This window comes from Coleofasciculus sp. C1-SOL-03 (assembly GCF_040220555.1).
GTDB lineage: Bacteria > Cyanobacteriota > Cyanobacteriia > Cyanobacteriales > Coleofasciculaceae > Coleofasciculus.
Genome location: NZ_JAVJUO010000207.1, coordinates 44,137 through 58,545, shown reverse-complemented (window position 1 = coordinate 58,545; position 14,409 = coordinate 44,137). Strand labels below are relative to the sequence as shown.

Below are 14,409 nucleotides of genomic sequence, written 5' to 3'. Positions count from 1 at the left end.
CGCCAATAACTCAAGTTATTGGCTCATAGCTTAAGTCCATTAAAATGGACTAAGACTAGATATGCAGTCGTCTTTAGACGACTTTCGCTTTGAGACTTGGGTTTTAACCCAAGGCTTAATTCCCGGACGGTTTCTTCGTCTTCGATAATTAGAATTTTTTTCAGAGTGGTTATCAGCATTTTTGGCATAAATTAAAACAGATTGACGACGAGGGAACTGAAGGGTTAAATCTGATAGTTTGCACCTTTGTCGGTAAGCCTCGACACCCGCCAATAACTCAAGTTATTGGCTCATAGCTTAAGTCCATTAAAATGGACTAAGACTAGATATGCAGTCGTCTTTAGACGACTTTCGCTTTGAGACTTGGGTTTTAACCCAAGGCTTAATCTCATAGCTTAAGTCCATTAAAATGGACTAAGACTAGATATGCAGTCGTCTTTAGACGACTTTCGCTTTAAGACTTGGGTTTTAACCCAAGGCTTAATCTTGCTTGCGCCTCCTTGCTATTTGACCCCCGCTAAAGATTTGCCGCTAAATAACAAGGATTCAAATTCCTTGGCGGACAAAGGCTTACTAAAGAGATATCCTTGCATTTGATGACAGTGATGCTGCACCACAAACGCCAGTTCCGCTTCAGTTTCCACCCCTTCCGCCACTAATTTTAAATTCAGCGTATTTGCCATTTCAATAATCGCTTGGGTAATTGCCGACTGACTCGGATTATCCTGAATATTGCGAATAAAACAGCGGTCAATTTTCAAGGTATCAAAGGGAAACTGCTGTAAATAGCTTAAAGACGAATACCCCGTACCAAAATCATCAATGGCAATCTCCACACCTAGCGCTTTTAATGCCTGTAAGCGGCGAATCGCTACATCGGTATTTTCCACCAGCATACTCTCCGTTAATTCTAATTCTAAATACTCCGGTCGCAATCCGGTTTCGGTAAAAATCTTGACTAACCGATGACGCAAGTCTAATTGCTGGAATTGACGCCCGGATAAATTGACGGCAATTTTAAAATTCGGATAACCCATTTTTTGCCAATGGCGTGTTTGCTGGCAAGCCATTTTTAACACCCATTCGCCAATCGGCAGAATTAATCCCGTTTCTTCCGCGAGGGGAATAAACTTAATGGGAGAAACCAGTCCCCGTTCCGGATGTTCCCAGCGCAACAGGGCTTCTGCGCCGATTATTTTACCTGTTTTTAAATCAAGTTGCGGTTGATAGTAAACCTGCAGTTCCTCTCGTTCTAACGCATAGCGTAAACTCGTTTTTAACGCCACCCGATCCGAGGTTCCTTTACTTAAGGCAATCGAGTAAAACTGATGACAATTCCCCCCCTGTTGCTTTGCCTGAAACATGGCTTTATTTGCCTGATTCAGTAACTGTTCAATATCTCTGCCATCACGGGGATAGAGTGCCAGACCAATACTAGCGGTGACAAAAATTTCTTGGTCGTCAATTACAAAGGTTTGGCAGAACTGATCTAAGAGAGTTTGGGCAACGAAAACCGCATCTTTTTTATGGGGAGTTGTGGGCAGAATAAGCGCAAATTGACCACTCCCTAATCGTGCCACATAATCCTCAGATGTGACCGCGTTAACTAACCGCTGGGCTACAGCCTGTAATAAGCGATCGCCGATACTATGTCCTAAGTCGTCATTAATTTGATTAAACCGATCTAAACCGACACACATAATCGTCATTAATTGCTGGCTATGCGTCGATTTTATCTGTTTAAATTGCTCCCGCAACGATAACTGATTAGGCAAATTAGTTAAGGAGTCATGATACATCAAATAATCGAGTTGATCCTGTGCTTGCTCAAGTTCGCTACGATACTGCTGCTGCTTTTTAAACCGAGTCGCGATCGCGCCGAGTAATTCTGCCCGGGTAAAGGGTTTAGTCAGGTAATCATCTGCCCCTAATTCCATCCCTTGACGAAAGTCGGCTTTAGCCGCTTTAGCGGTTAAGAAAATAAAGGGTGTGGTGGCGAATGTTGTCTCCTGGCGCAGTGTTTTTAACACCGTATACCCATCCAATCCCGGCATCATCACATCACAAATAATTAAATCCGGTTTTTCGACTTTGGCTAAATCAATCCCTTTATAACCATTGGTTGCCCCAATTCCAGTTAATCCTTCGGCGTCCAAGAATTCTAAAATATTTTCCCGGACGAGTTCTTCATCTTCAATGACTAATATCTTTTTCATGACTTTACAATGGGTAGAGTAACAGTTACTGTAGTGCCAACCCCGATGCTACTATTGATGTGAATATCACCCTGATGAATATCCACACATTTTTTAACAATGGCAAGCCCTAATCCGGTTCCCGGAATCGTGCCAACGTTGGTGCCGCGATGGAAGGCTTCAAATAATCGCTCTTGATCGTCGGGGGGAATTCCAATGCCGCGATCGCGAATTTCTAGGGTAATTTGTTCGCAATTTCCATTAACTTTAACGTCAATAGATTGGTCTAGGGAGGAATATTTAATCGCATTGCTTAATACATTCTCTAAAATCTGCTGAAGTAATTGCTTATCTAGATAGATATCTTGGGCATCAAGGGTCGGTTCCCACTCATAACTGATGTTAATAACCGACGGTTCAGGCTGATTAAATTGTAGGTCTTTGCTTAAGGTAGTACAGAATATTTCCAAATCAATTGGTTCTGGAGTTAAGCTAAGTTTCCCGGCATCTGCTTTGCCTAAAATTAATACATCATTTAATAATTTTGTCATATACTTAACCGAGGTTTGAATTCGGTGCAAGTGCATCTTTTGTTTCTCATCTGACCATTTATGCCGATAATGTTCTAGTAACTCGGCTGATGAGTGAATCGTGGTTAGAGGCGTGCGAAACTCATGCGATGTTACCGTAATAAAGCGAGATTTTAGGTCACTCAGTTCCTTTTCTTGTGCCAATGCATTCAGGATTTCCGCTTGCACTCGTTGGCGTTCCGTAATATCCTCCGCAATCCCAGCAATCCTTGTCGTAATTCCCGCCTCATTCACCACCGGAAACGCCCGTACCCCCATCCAGCGAACCGAACTATCCGGGCGAATAATCCGATATTCTTCCTGGAAATTTGCTTCCCCGAGTGACTGTTTGTGTAACGCTTGGGTTACGCGATCGCGATCCTCCGGATGAATGGATTCTAACCAAGATGACGGGTGTTCATATAAACTTTTAGTCGAACGTCCCCATACCTCCTGATACACAGGACTAATATAGATCATCTGGCTAAAATCAGGGGTAGTTAAAAAGAAGACTTCGCGAATATTTTCTGTCAGTTGCCGCAATTGTTCTTCACTGGTACGGAGTTGTTCCTCTATCCGTTTTCTCTCGATAATTTCGGCTTTGAGAACATCATTCACTTTCCTTAACGCCGCCGTGCGTTCTTCCACGCGCATTTCTAAGGCATCATTCACTTGTTCTAGGCTAAGTCGCATTTGCACCCGATCCGTAACATCTTGAACAATCACCGAGACTTCTTCAATCCCACTGGCAACAATTCGCGCTTCAAAATTGCGGGCTTTACCATGCACCCAGAGTTGATATTCCACCCGTTGAATGGTTTTGGTTTCCAGGGCTTGTTCAATATGATCCCAAATTAATCCCGCCACTGGCGTGGGCAAAACCTGATGTAAATGTTTACCGATAATATCGGTAGCAGGAAGAGGAAGCGTGTCAGTTTTTGCGCCATGCCAATCTAAATAAATCCCCGCACTGTTAATCCGAAACAAGGCATCAGGGATAAGTTCTAAAAGGGCATGGTTTCGGGATTCCGCCTGATTTAAAGCGGCAATAATTTGCTGATGTTGTTGCTGTTGAATGTGGTAAGCTTGTTCCCGTTGAATGTGATAAAATACCGTTGCCCATTGCGACGCGATCGCCCAGACACAATCAATTTCCGCCTGACTCCACTGGCGTTGCGTTTGCGTCGCCATCAGGCTAATCGCCCCAAAATAGGATTGACGATGACAAAGGGGTAGAATTAACAGGGGTAAACCGGAAACCCTCTGCCATTCTTGAATTGGCGCTGGGGGCTGTTCATCCGCGATCGGAAAAATCAGTGGTTTTCCCTGAATTAGCCAAGTATAATATTTCCCGTAGAACTCACAAATTAACCGAGAAGATGAGTTATCTACAGTCCCCTTTCCTCGCAGTAGTTGATACAGGTTTTCTTGTCTTTTTTTTCCCTTTACCTCTCCCTCAAAGGGTGTTGTAATCGGTTCAAAGTCTGATACCATAAACATCAGACAGGAGTCAACGTGTAGAACTTGGCGCAATTGATCCACCGTCGTTTGCAGCCCATCTTGGGGAACCCCATTCCCTTGGCTTACTTGGGCAATCTGCTGCATAATTGCCACTTGTAGGGTTAACAGATGATTCTCCATTGTCCCCAATTCATTAGCGTTAATTGATAGATGCTTGGATGAGATAGCCATAAGTCATGAATGGATGAAACATAAAAGGTTTGACATTGGCGAATCCTAGAATAAACGTTATCTGGTTAATTTCCACCTCCAAACCATCGGATTGAGTCCCAATTGTAGGGGCGGGTTTAGCCATTAAAACGACTTGTCATCAATACATGAACAACAAAACCCGCCCCGCCTCACCGATAAATGAACTACTGATGGATCACCCCGACATGAGTCGCGATCGCATCGAGTAATTCTGCCAAGGTAAAGGGCTTAGTCAGATAGGCATTTGCGCCCAAATTCATCCCTTGCTTGATATCAGTTTTGGCGGCTTTAGCGGTGAGAAATAAGAACGGAATATTAGCCGTCGTACCTTGAGAACGCAAGGCAGAAAGAACCCCATAACCATCCATTTCTGGCATCAGTACATCGCACAAAATTAAATCCGGATCATGCTGTTGTGCCAGATGCAACCCCTTCTGTCCATTTTCAGCGAGAATCGCATCAAACCCTTCTGCATCCAGCAGTTCCAGGATATTTTCGCGTACAGACTCCTCATCTTCAATCACTAAAATTCTAACCATTGTTGCTCTCCTTGAGATGCCTAACCAGTATTAACGTGTTTAAAAATATGGCTACAATCATGACAGCAATAAGCTCCTCATCTATAACTCAATTAATTCCGGTTTCATCTCCTGAAAATGGATCAGAAGACTGAGAGAACCCCAGAGTCAAACAGGGGGATTACTGTCCACTTTGATAAATTGTTGCATAGTGATTCTGATTAGTCCTCGTGGAAAATACGGGGTGTGAACCTGGGTTGAGGATTCCATCTCCGTAATTTCACCTTGAAGGGGATGGGTATTTTGAGCATGTCACCTTTGTCGTGATCATTGAATCGGGCGCAAGTCTTTGCGCCCCTAAGGTTTCGCGGCTAATGGGTAATTCATCAAATAAGGTGTGCCACGCCAACGCGATCGCATTGCTCTATTTCCGGTTCTAAGGTACAGTATCCAAAGAGGATAGAGCATCATGACTTCACCAGCAGCCAGAACTCAAGAACGGGTACTCGTCGCCGGAGCCACAGGCGGAGTGGGACAATTAACCGTCGCCAAACTCCTAGAGAAAGGCTATCCTGTGCGCGTACTCACCCGCAACGCCGAAAAAGCCCGGACGATGTTTGATAACCGGGTGGAAATTGCCATTGGCGATATCCGTCAGCCAACCACTCTCCCCCCCGCCACCCAGAACATTACTCACATTATTTGTTGTACTGGAACCACAGCCTTACCCTCTAACAAATGGGATTTCGACACCATGGATCAAGGGGAGGGGTTAGGAAATTTAATTGAATGGGGTAAAATTTATCTGGATGCTGACTATCGCCGCACTCACGCTCGCAATAGTCCTGAACAAGTGGATGCTCAAGGAGTCAGTAATTTAGTCAATGCAGCGCCTCAGGATTTAAACCGATTTGTGTTTATCTCCTCCTGTGGTGTTTTGCGGAAAGATAAACCCCCCTTCAATCTTCTAAATGCTTTCGGTGTACTGGATGCTAAAGAAAAGGGGGAAGCGGCTAGTATTAATTCGGGGTTACCCTACACAATTATTCGTCCTGCACGGCTCATTGATGGACCCTACACTTCCTATGATTTAAACACGCTATTGAAGGCAAAAACTAATGGGAAATTAGGTGTGGTTGTGGGGACAGGCGATACTCTAAACGGTGAAACCAGTCGAATTGATGTAGCCGCCGCCTGTGTGGAATGTATTGAGCATCCGGTGACAGAGGGAAAGGTTTTTGAGTTAGTGAATAAAGGCGCAAGACCCGCTAAAATTGATTGGACAGCACTGTTTTCTAGTCTGGAATAGTTGAGACGTTTAAGGTAGGCGTTTTTTTTTCTGTTATGGGTGCGATAGGGCGGGTTCTGTTGTTCCGTTATTTGTTGTTCCGTTATTGGTGGGGAGGGCGGGTTTTGTTGTTCCGTTATTGGTGGATATTTGAATTGAGTCCCTAAACCCGCCCCTACAATTGTCCCTAAACCCGCCCTGACAATGCTGTCCACAATGCCAAACCACCACCGCGCCCTCTCGCCGCAATTGCCCGATTCTCAACTAGAAAATAGGTGAAAAATGCCTTATCTTTTAAGGGTTTATCATAAAAAGAAGCCTCTCGCTCTTGACCACCGCGAATATATCCGTTATACAAGTTTAAGCCAAATAATGACACGTTCATGCGGGTGAAATCAAAAGCCAGGATATTCGTCTTGGCAAAAAACTGAACGGGTCCAGTGACAACCAGTTGCAGAGATCCCAGTTGTACTGAATTTACCACTGTTCCTTGCGCTTGACTGGCTTCTGAGGGGGAGTAGGATAACTGAATCTTTACCCATTTGGGCAAAAACCGTCCCGCACCCAACACCACGCCAGCACGCTGGCGAGAGCGTTTGGTTCCGGTGATAAATCCTAAGCGCCATGTTCCCAGCAACTGGGAATAGCTATGGCGTACTTTTGTCTGTTTGGCTGTCTTCTCGGCGGTTAATAGTGCCTCAACCACAGCCTCCGGTGCAGGGGGTTGGGCAGAAGGCGTGGTTAAATACGCGATCGCTTGATCAAGTGTTGGGTCAATTAGGTCTGTGGTCATAAGATTACTATACCAAAACAGTGGAATCGTTGTAGGTTGGGTTTCGACTTCGCTCAACCCAACAGAATCTAAGGCTAAGGTTCCCTACTACGAACTAAGGCTAAGGCTAAGGTTCCCTTACTACAAACTACAAACGACGAACTAAGGTTTGTGTTCTAATAAAACTGTTTTCACGGGTTCATATTCAGCTTTTATCTGGGATAATAACGCGGCTGTCACGTCAAGATTCTCACGCTTCGCCTTGGCTTCTAACTCCTGACACAAATGAGCCAGACGGGTTGCTCCTAGCATCGCACTGCTGGATTTTAAGGTATGAGCAGTTCGTGTCACCAGTTCAGTTTCTTCCTGGGTAATTCCATCGGACAAGTCTTGTAAGAGTTTAGGAGTATCCTCTAGATAGTGCTGAATCACTTCGGCTAATATTTCCTCTTGATTCAGCATCTCACGTAATTGTTGAAAAATTACGGGATCAAACACGGGTTTATCGGACACATCTAATTCCGCCGCCTGGGTACTATCCGATGGGGTTGTATCAACAGAACTCCCAGAGGCTTTAATCTCCTCTCCCTCTGCTCCCCCTGCTCCCTCTGCTAGGGCGGGTTTAGTTAAGTTAGAGGTTTTCTCCGCAAGGGTATTGGTAAAACCCGCCCCTACATTCCCTGCTTTCTTTAACGTCTCAACCAATTCCTCAATGCGGATGGGTTTGCTGATATAATCATCCATACCTGCCTCGATGCACATTTCGCGATCGCCCACCATGGCATTAGCGGTCATGGCAATAATGCGCGGACGTTGGGATTGAGTATCCCCATCCAAATCAGACCACGCTTGACGAATACGCCGGGATGCCTCTAACCCATCCATTTCTGGCATCTGTACGTCCATCAATACCACATCATAAGGCTGACGCTGTAGCGCTTCGAGAACTTCTAACCCATTCCCTGCGACATCCGCTCGATACCCCATCCGTTGCAACAAATGCAACGCTACCTGCTGATTCACTGGATTATCTTCCGCCAGTAAAATCCGTAGGGGTAACCGTTCACCCATCTTGGCGTCAATGTCTGGTGTTTTCGCGCTGTGGACTTTCACCTTAATCGGTATCCCCGCCATCGCTTGCATCAGCACATCACACAGTTGAGACTGTTTAATCGGTTTACTCAAAAAGCCAGCAAACGTTTGCTTCACATCAGGTGTATCGACTTGCAACTCACCCAGAGATGACAGCATCACCAGAGGTAGAGTTTGACAACCGGGAACTTTACGGATTTTTTGCGCCAATGTCACCCCATCCATCTCCGGCATCTGCATATCCAGAATCGCCAAGTCAAACCGTTCCCCCTGATGCAGCCAGTCTAAGGCTTGAACCCCTGATTGCGCCGCATAGCATTCCATTCCCCAAACTTGAGCTTGGCGCATCAAAATCTGGCGATTGGTGTCGTTATCATCGACAATCAGCAGGCGTTGACCATCGAGTTCCAACCGACAAACCTGATTACTATTAAGCTGGCTACTCGCTTCCGCCGGAACCACGAGAGTAAAGTAAAAGGTTGAGCCAATATCCTCTTGACTTTCTATCCACATTGTCCCGCCCATCATTTCACACAATTGCTTACAGATGGCAAGTCCCAATCCTGTGCCACCATATTTGCGGGTGGTGGAGGAGTCTACTTGACTAAAAGGTTGAAATAATCGATTTAATCGTTCTGGGGGAATCCCAATTCCGGTATCCTTAACCGCAAATTGAATCCGATAATGAGGGGTAGCCGCCGAGGGAGTAATCTGTGGAGTGAGGCTAGTTTTTGTTTCCAGGCGCTCCCATTGCTCATAGTCGAGTTTCTCGGCGTTGACCGAAACAATTACTTCCCCCGATTGGGTAAATTTAACCGAATTACTTAACAGATTAACCAGAATTTGCCGTAAGCGAGTCACATCGCCAATAATCATGCGGGGGGTTTGAGGCGTGATTTGATAGGCAAGTTCTAAGTTCTTATCACTGGCTTTAGCCGCTAACAGATCTAGACAATTTTCAATACAAACTTGTAGATCAAAGGAGGCTTCTTCCAACTCGAGTTTGCCAGATTCAATCTTGGAGAAGTCAAGAATATCATTAATAATCGTCAGTAAGGTATCGCCACTATTACGAATGGTGGTGACGAATTCCTGCTGTTGAGGGGTTAAGGTGGTATCCAACAGCAGTCCAGTCATGCCAATCACCCCATTCATCGGCGTGCGAATTTCATGGCTCATTGTGGCGAGAAAGTCACTTTTAGCCCGAGTTGCGGCTAACGCTTCGTCACGCGCTTGTGCCAGTTCTTGTGCCGCCTGTTGACGCTCAATTTCGCCGCCAATCCACTGCGCCATCAGTCTTAACAGTTCAATTTCGATGTCTTTGAATGGCATTTGCCGGGGGGTAAGGCTGGCGAAACAGAGTGTACCATACAATTCTCCAGCGACAAGGACAGGGACACCAATATAGGCTTCGACTTGGAAAATCTTGAAGCCAGGATGATTGTGCCATTGGCTGGTGCTAGCGGAGAGGATACACAGGGGTTTTTTGGCGTGTAAGGTTTCGGTACAGTAGGTTTGTTTGGGGTCAAGGGTAACGCCCTTTATATTTAGATTATTGGGCATTTGAGCGGAGATGATTTCATAACGCCCGTTCTCGGTGTCAATGTTTTCGATATGAGACAGGATACCGACATCCAGATTAAACTGGCGACGTCCCATTGTGAGTAAGTTTTGCAGCTTTTGCTCAAAGTCAGAATTTTGCCCGGTGGTGACTTCGTATAAGGCGCGAATAATGGCAGCATTTTCGCGCAATTCTTGCTCAATGTGTTTGCGTTGAGTAATATCAATGGCAATGCCTAAAATTGCTGGGGTTGCTGAACCCGTAACATAGAAGGGAATGCGGGTGGTTTGGACAATGCGGATATTCCCGTGAGCATCGGGAACTCGTTCTTCTGGGATGTGTTTGGGTTGTCCCTGTTGGATAATTTGCCGTTCTTCTGCGCGAATGCGGCGCAATTGTTCGGGGGATTTAATAAAGTCTTCGTCTTTTTGGTTGAGCAGATGTTCTACTGTTGTCCCATAGGCATCCGCGATCGCTTGATTAACTAGGATAAACTGTCCATCGAGATTTTTGGCGAAAATAAAGTGAGGCACTAGATCAATAATCTGACGCAGCTTTTGCTCACTGGCTTGTAACTGTTGGGCGGCTTGTTTGCGATCGCTAATATCTTCGACGGAACCTTCATAGTACAACAACACGCCATTGGCATCCCGTACTGCACGAGTATTTTCACTAATCCAAATAATATTCCCGTCTTGGCGATATACTTGGGACTCGAAGCTGGACACAGAACCCTGTTGATGAATTAGCCGTTTAAATTCAGCCCGTTGATTTTGATCCACGTAGAGTTGATGTTCACAATCAGTGAGGCGACTGATTAGGGCGGCGGGTGAGGGATAGCCATAAATCTTCGCTAGAGCTGGGTTCGCGCTAAGATACCGTCCATCGGGGGTAGTTTGGAAGATACCCCAACCCGCGTTTTCAAAGATACTGCGATATTTTTCTTCGGCTTCAAACAGGGCTTCGGCGACTTGGATACGTTCTGTGATTTCCCGTTCTAACTTCTGATTCACCTGGGTTAATTCCTGAGTGCGCTCATTTACCCGCTCCTCAAGTTGAGCATTCAGGGTACGCACCTCAGCTTCTGCTTGCTGGCGATCGCGGATTTCAATTTCCAACGCCTGATTTGCCGCTTGCAGTTGAGCGGGGCTGGGTAGCGCCAAGGCTTGAGGAGTCAGCGGAATCAGGACTAACGCCGTGTAACAGGAAACCAGAGCCGTAAACGCTTTAATCAACCCATAAATCCAGTAATTTGGATACCAAAGTGTCCAGACTCCCATCGCATGAGTCATCCCACAGGCAATAATAAAAGCACCGAATAAGAAAAAGACTCGGGGAAACGGGATATCCTGTCGTTGGTTAACAAAGTAAAGCAGAGTAACAGGAATTGAAAAATAAGCCAGGGCGATTAACGAGTCCGAAATAACATGTAGGGAGACTAAATTCGTTTGCCATAAGTAGCAATGACCGTGGGGAATGTACAATAAGGTTGTTAGTAAATCTGGCATTGTTAAGTAGGTGGACACAATTAAAGTTAACGGTTGAGATTAGGCAACAGGCAACAGGCAACAGTAAGGGTTTGAGGCATGAAAACATGTCTTAGTACAGCGTACAGAATTTATGCCCATAATCCAACCGATTGATATCCAAAGGAATGAATGCTCCATGTTGTTTTGCTGTGAGTCGATTGAGGGTAGGGGCGCATAGCGATGCGCCCTGGCGTCCTTGATTGGGGGACACCAAGTCCAAGCTGCTGTCGAAACAAAGGAAATCAGGGATAGTTTAATTGAATTCCGTTTCCTGTAGGAAATGGCGAAAGATTAAACGCTAATGTTAAACACCCGTTTCTGTCTATTTAGTAGCACAACTTGCCAGAACTCTTTATCCTCTAACAGGGAATACTTTATCTATAATAAATCAGAGATCGTCCATCGGGTGTGGTTGGGAATATGCCACCTACGGCATTCTCAAAAATCTCAAGGGGTGACAAGATAGCTAAAAAGGAGACAGGGTGTAGGGTATGGGCTGTGGGGTGTGGGGAAACAAAAGGAGGTCAACAATCTCAATCCGAGGCAAGGGGAGCATGAAGAGCCTCATTTTTTTCCCGAACTGCCAGAACATTTGAGCATCTTTGTCCTAACGAAATGACCCGAATAATTGGATTAACGATAGGACAAAGAGCTATCGCTTATCCCCTTGATGAAGTGGTTATCCCCAGGCATATTATTAACGACGAAATCGAATACACAGCTATTCTAATTTCTTATTGTGCGCTTTGCCAAAGTGCCTTGGCGTTTAAAGCCGAGGTAGGTAAACAACACTTGTATTTCAAAGTGGCAGGCGTCTGGAGAAGGAATATGATTATGATTGACAATCAAACCCAAAGTCTATGGCAACAAGCAACGGGGGAATGCATTTATGGAACGTACAAAGGAACTCAACTAGAATTGTTACCGGGTGAGAACACAACCTGGGGAGTTTGGCAAGGAAAACACCCGGATTCGCTGTTTGCCGAAACATGCTTTGAATCCAGACAAGGGATTCTCTCCAGGAAACTCATGCTAAAAGCCCTTAATTTCGTCACCCCCAAGGTAACAATGCCCGGATTTGCTGATTTGTCAGGATTACCCCAACGCGAAACGGTTTTTGGCATAAGCTTTAATGGTGTTTCTAAGGCTTATCCCCTATCCGAATTAAACACGGTTTTCCAGTTCACAGATAACTTTAACGGGAAAGATGTGGAGTTATTTTACGATCAACAAGCAAACTACTTGGCGGCAAAGGACAAAGAAAACAACCAAACTTTAATTGTTGAAAAACACTGGTGGTTGGGATGGAAGGAATTTCACCCCAATACAGAAATCTGGAGCAACAATTAGGTAGGGGTAGCTGCAATCGAGATCGGATCAGCTCTAATTTCAATTCTGCTTCCAGAGGTTCCACGCCTAGGAGTCTCTACGGGAGCCTGTCAGGGACAAGAGAGTGGCTTTACAGAATCTTTAAGGTTTTCCCCCGGAACTTTACCGAAACTTCATAGATCTCACCCTGGAATTGCAGTAACCTTTTTAGTGTAGTAGAGAGTTAAGGTTGACTCCGCCAAATGAACAGAGCGGGGTCTTTTTGTGGGAATCTGTAGAGATGCCCCATGGCACATCTGTACTGGATCAACCGGATTCATTAATGTTACAAAACTTAAACATGAAATCCAGGTTCATTCAGGTCGGAGATGAGAAACACCCCCGTCGGGATTCACCCCCCAGATTTAGGGGAATTGCCAACTCAACTGCCTAGATATGGCGAGATTAACCGATAAGCGTCGCGATCGCACGGCTAGCATCCCCACCTTAACCCTAAACCCTAGGGCTGATTATCCCCCAGGTTTGCTGAGAAATCAATCTCCCCATTTTTGGCACAAGGAATTAGCATATAAGGGTGACTAAACTGTACACTCCCTTACAATCCCTAAGGGACGGTCGCTGGTTCAAGCTCATCTGTGGCGCTAGTTTTCAGCACCTCCCTGCCGTTCGTAACCTCACCTTGGCGTATACTCTAGCTGGGGCTGATTGTATTGATGTGGCAGCTGACCCTGCCGTAATTGCGGCGGCAAAGACAGCCTTAGGGGTGGCGACAAGTCTGGTGGAGTCCGGTCAAGCACAAGGCATGGGATATAGTAACCAACCCTGGTTAATGGTCAGTTTAAATGATGGGGAAGATCCCCATTTTCGCAAAGCTGAATTTAATCCCAATGCTTGTCCTCCCGACTGTCCCCGTCCTTGCCAAACGATTTGTCCGGCTCAAGCGATTGTCTTTGAGCCACCGCCAACTCATCCGGACAATCCAGGACAGTGGGAGCCAGTTCAACCCCTCAACTCGTCTCACTCGCCCCAGAGATTCTCCGGTGTTATTGATCAACGCTGTTATGGTTGTGGACGTTGTTTACCCGTTTGCCCCAGTCAACTGATCTATACTCGCTCCTATGTATCCACCCCTACAACGTTAGCGGAACTGATTCTTTCAACGGGCGTTGATGCTTTGGAAATTCACACCCAAGTCGGGCATTTTAGTGATTTTAAACGACTCTGGGGCGCGATCGCTCCCTGGGTTCATAGCCTGAAGTTGCTGGCAATCAGTTGTCCCGATGGTGAGGGCATGATTGATTATCTCTGGGAACTTTACCATCTGATCACGCCCTTACCTTGTCCCCTCCTCTGGCAAACCGATGGCAAGCCAATGAGCGGTGATATTGGTACAGGCACCACTGGAAAAGCCGTGAAACTGGCACAAAAAGTCTTATCCGCCCATTTGCCAGGGTACGTGCAACTGGCGGGAGGCACCAATCATCATACCGTTAGTAAACTGAAAGCAGCAGGACTCCTCAACCCTGGAACACCGACGGAATTCCCGGCTCATCCAGTCCAGCCCTTTGTCGCGGGTGTGGCTTACGGTAGCTATGCCCGGGTATTACTGACTCCGATTTTAGACCAACTCGATCAATATGATGAAGAAAATCAGGATATCAATTCCCAATCATTTCCATTATTATCAAGGGCAAACCTGGAAACTGATCCGCAGCGGCTGGCACAAGCCGTAGCGATCGCCCATTCCCTAGTATCTCAACTCAAGTCTGTGCCTAAGCCTGTTCAACCCGAACTCAGTAGGTTCTGTCAATAGTCCTCAACCCCTTACATCAATAAAGGGCAA

Annotated in this window: 10 protein-coding genes; 4 read left to right on the top strand and 6 right to left on the bottom strand. The window is 45.9% G+C overall.

Features of this window, described 5'->3' with window-relative positions; translation table 11 throughout:
* Positions 1 to 503: 503 nt before the first annotated feature.
* The 4 genes from RIE73_RS31795 to RIE73_RS31780 form a co-directional block, all read right to left on the bottom strand.
* Positions 504 to 2,216 (bottom strand): EAL domain-containing response regulator, encoded by a 1,713-nt coding sequence (locus RIE73_RS31795; protein ID WP_446404969.1) that lies wholly within the window; start codon positions 2,214 to 2,216, stop codon positions 504 to 506.
* Positions 2,213 to 4,456 carry a PAS domain-containing sensor histidine kinase gene (locus tag RIE73_RS31790; protein ID WP_446404968.1) on the bottom strand — a complete coding sequence of 748 codons (2,244 nt, stop codon included), beginning with the start codon at positions 4,454 to 4,456 and terminating at the stop codon, positions 2,213 to 2,215. Before RIE73_RS31790 ends, RIE73_RS31795 begins: the two co-directional genes overlap by 4 nt.
* A complete protein-coding gene (locus tag RIE73_RS31785; RefSeq protein ID WP_446404967.1) occupies positions 4,425 to 4,580 on the bottom strand; it encodes a hypothetical protein in 156 nt (51 codons plus the stop codon). The genes RIE73_RS31790 and RIE73_RS31785 overlap by 32 nt, the downstream gene beginning before the upstream one ends.
* Before the next feature lie 61 nt (positions 4,581 to 4,641).
* Complete coding sequence (locus tag RIE73_RS31780; protein ID WP_446404966.1) at positions 4,642 to 5,016, bottom strand: response regulator transcription factor; 375 nt, start codon at positions 5,014 to 5,016, stop codon at positions 4,642 to 4,644.
* A gap of 448 nt (positions 5,017 to 5,464) precedes the next feature.
* On the opposite strand from RIE73_RS31780, the gene RIE73_RS31775 reads away from it, so the two are divergent.
* Positions 5,465 to 6,304, top strand: coding sequence for an SDR family oxidoreductase (locus RIE73_RS31775; RefSeq protein WP_446404965.1), 840 nt, complete (start codon positions 5,465 to 5,467; stop codon positions 6,302 to 6,304).
* A 166-nt stretch (positions 6,305 to 6,470) separates the two neighbouring features.
* Here RIE73_RS31775 and RIE73_RS31770 read toward each other — a convergent pair whose 3' ends face one another.
* Positions 6,471 to 7,076: a hypothetical protein gene (locus tag RIE73_RS31770; RefSeq protein ID WP_446404964.1), complete on the bottom strand. Its 606-nt coding sequence runs from the start codon at positions 7,074 to 7,076 to the stop codon at positions 6,471 to 6,473.
* A 141-nt stretch (positions 7,077 to 7,217) separates the two neighbouring features.
* Entirely contained in the window at positions 7,218 to 11,234 is a 4,017-nt protein-coding gene (locus tag RIE73_RS31765; protein ID WP_446404963.1) for a response regulator, read from the bottom strand.
* Positions 11,235 to 11,852: 618 nt separating this feature from the next.
* Between RIE73_RS31765 and RIE73_RS31760 the strand changes: the two genes are divergently transcribed.
* The 3 genes from RIE73_RS31760 (at position 11,853) to ldpA (ending at position 14,379) form a co-directional block, all read left to right on the top strand.
* Positions 11,853 to 12,587 carry a DUF3179 domain-containing (seleno)protein gene (locus tag RIE73_RS31760; RefSeq protein ID WP_446404962.1) on the top strand — a complete coding sequence of 245 codons (735 nt, stop codon included), beginning with the start codon at positions 11,853 to 11,855 and terminating at the stop codon, positions 12,585 to 12,587.
* 414 nt (positions 12,588 to 13,001) lie between these two features.
* Complete coding sequence (locus tag RIE73_RS31755; RefSeq protein WP_446404961.1) at positions 13,002 to 13,148, top strand: hypothetical protein; 147 nt, start codon at positions 13,002 to 13,004, stop codon at positions 13,146 to 13,148.
* Positions 13,141 to 14,379 (top strand): circadian clock protein LdpA, encoded by a 1,239-nt coding sequence (gene ldpA, locus RIE73_RS31750; protein WP_446404960.1) that lies wholly within the window; start codon positions 13,141 to 13,143, stop codon positions 14,377 to 14,379. Before RIE73_RS31755 ends, ldpA begins: the two co-directional genes overlap by 8 nt.
* Positions 14,380 to 14,409 lie beyond the last annotated feature (30 nt).

Coding starts and splice junctions, on each gene's coding strand:
- RIE73_RS31780 (WP_446404966.1), bottom strand. CDS start 5,016: ATGGTTAGAATTTTAGTGATTGAAGATGAGGAGTCTGTACGCGAAAAT.
- RIE73_RS31795 (WP_446404969.1), bottom strand. CDS start 2,216: ATGAAAAAGATATTAGTCATTGAAGATGAAGAACTCGTCCGGGAAAAT.
- RIE73_RS31785 (WP_446404967.1), bottom strand. CDS start 4,580: ATGGCTAAACCCGCCCCTACAATTGGGACTCAATCCGATGGTTTGGAG.
- RIE73_RS31760 (WP_446404962.1), top strand. CDS start 11,853: ATGACCCGAATAATTGGATTAACGATAGGACAAAGAGCTATCGCTTAT.
- RIE73_RS31775 (WP_446404965.1), top strand. CDS start 5,465: ATGACTTCACCAGCAGCCAGAACTCAAGAACGGGTACTCGTCGCCGGA.
- RIE73_RS31755 (WP_446404961.1), top strand. CDS start 13,002: ATGGCGAGATTAACCGATAAGCGTCGCGATCGCACGGCTAGCATCCCC.
- RIE73_RS31770 (WP_446404964.1), bottom strand. CDS start 7,076: ATGACCACAGACCTAATTGACCCAACACTTGATCAAGCGATCGCGTAT.
- RIE73_RS31790 (WP_446404968.1), bottom strand. CDS start 4,456: ATGGCTATCTCATCCAAGCATCTATCAATTAACGCTAATGAATTGGGG.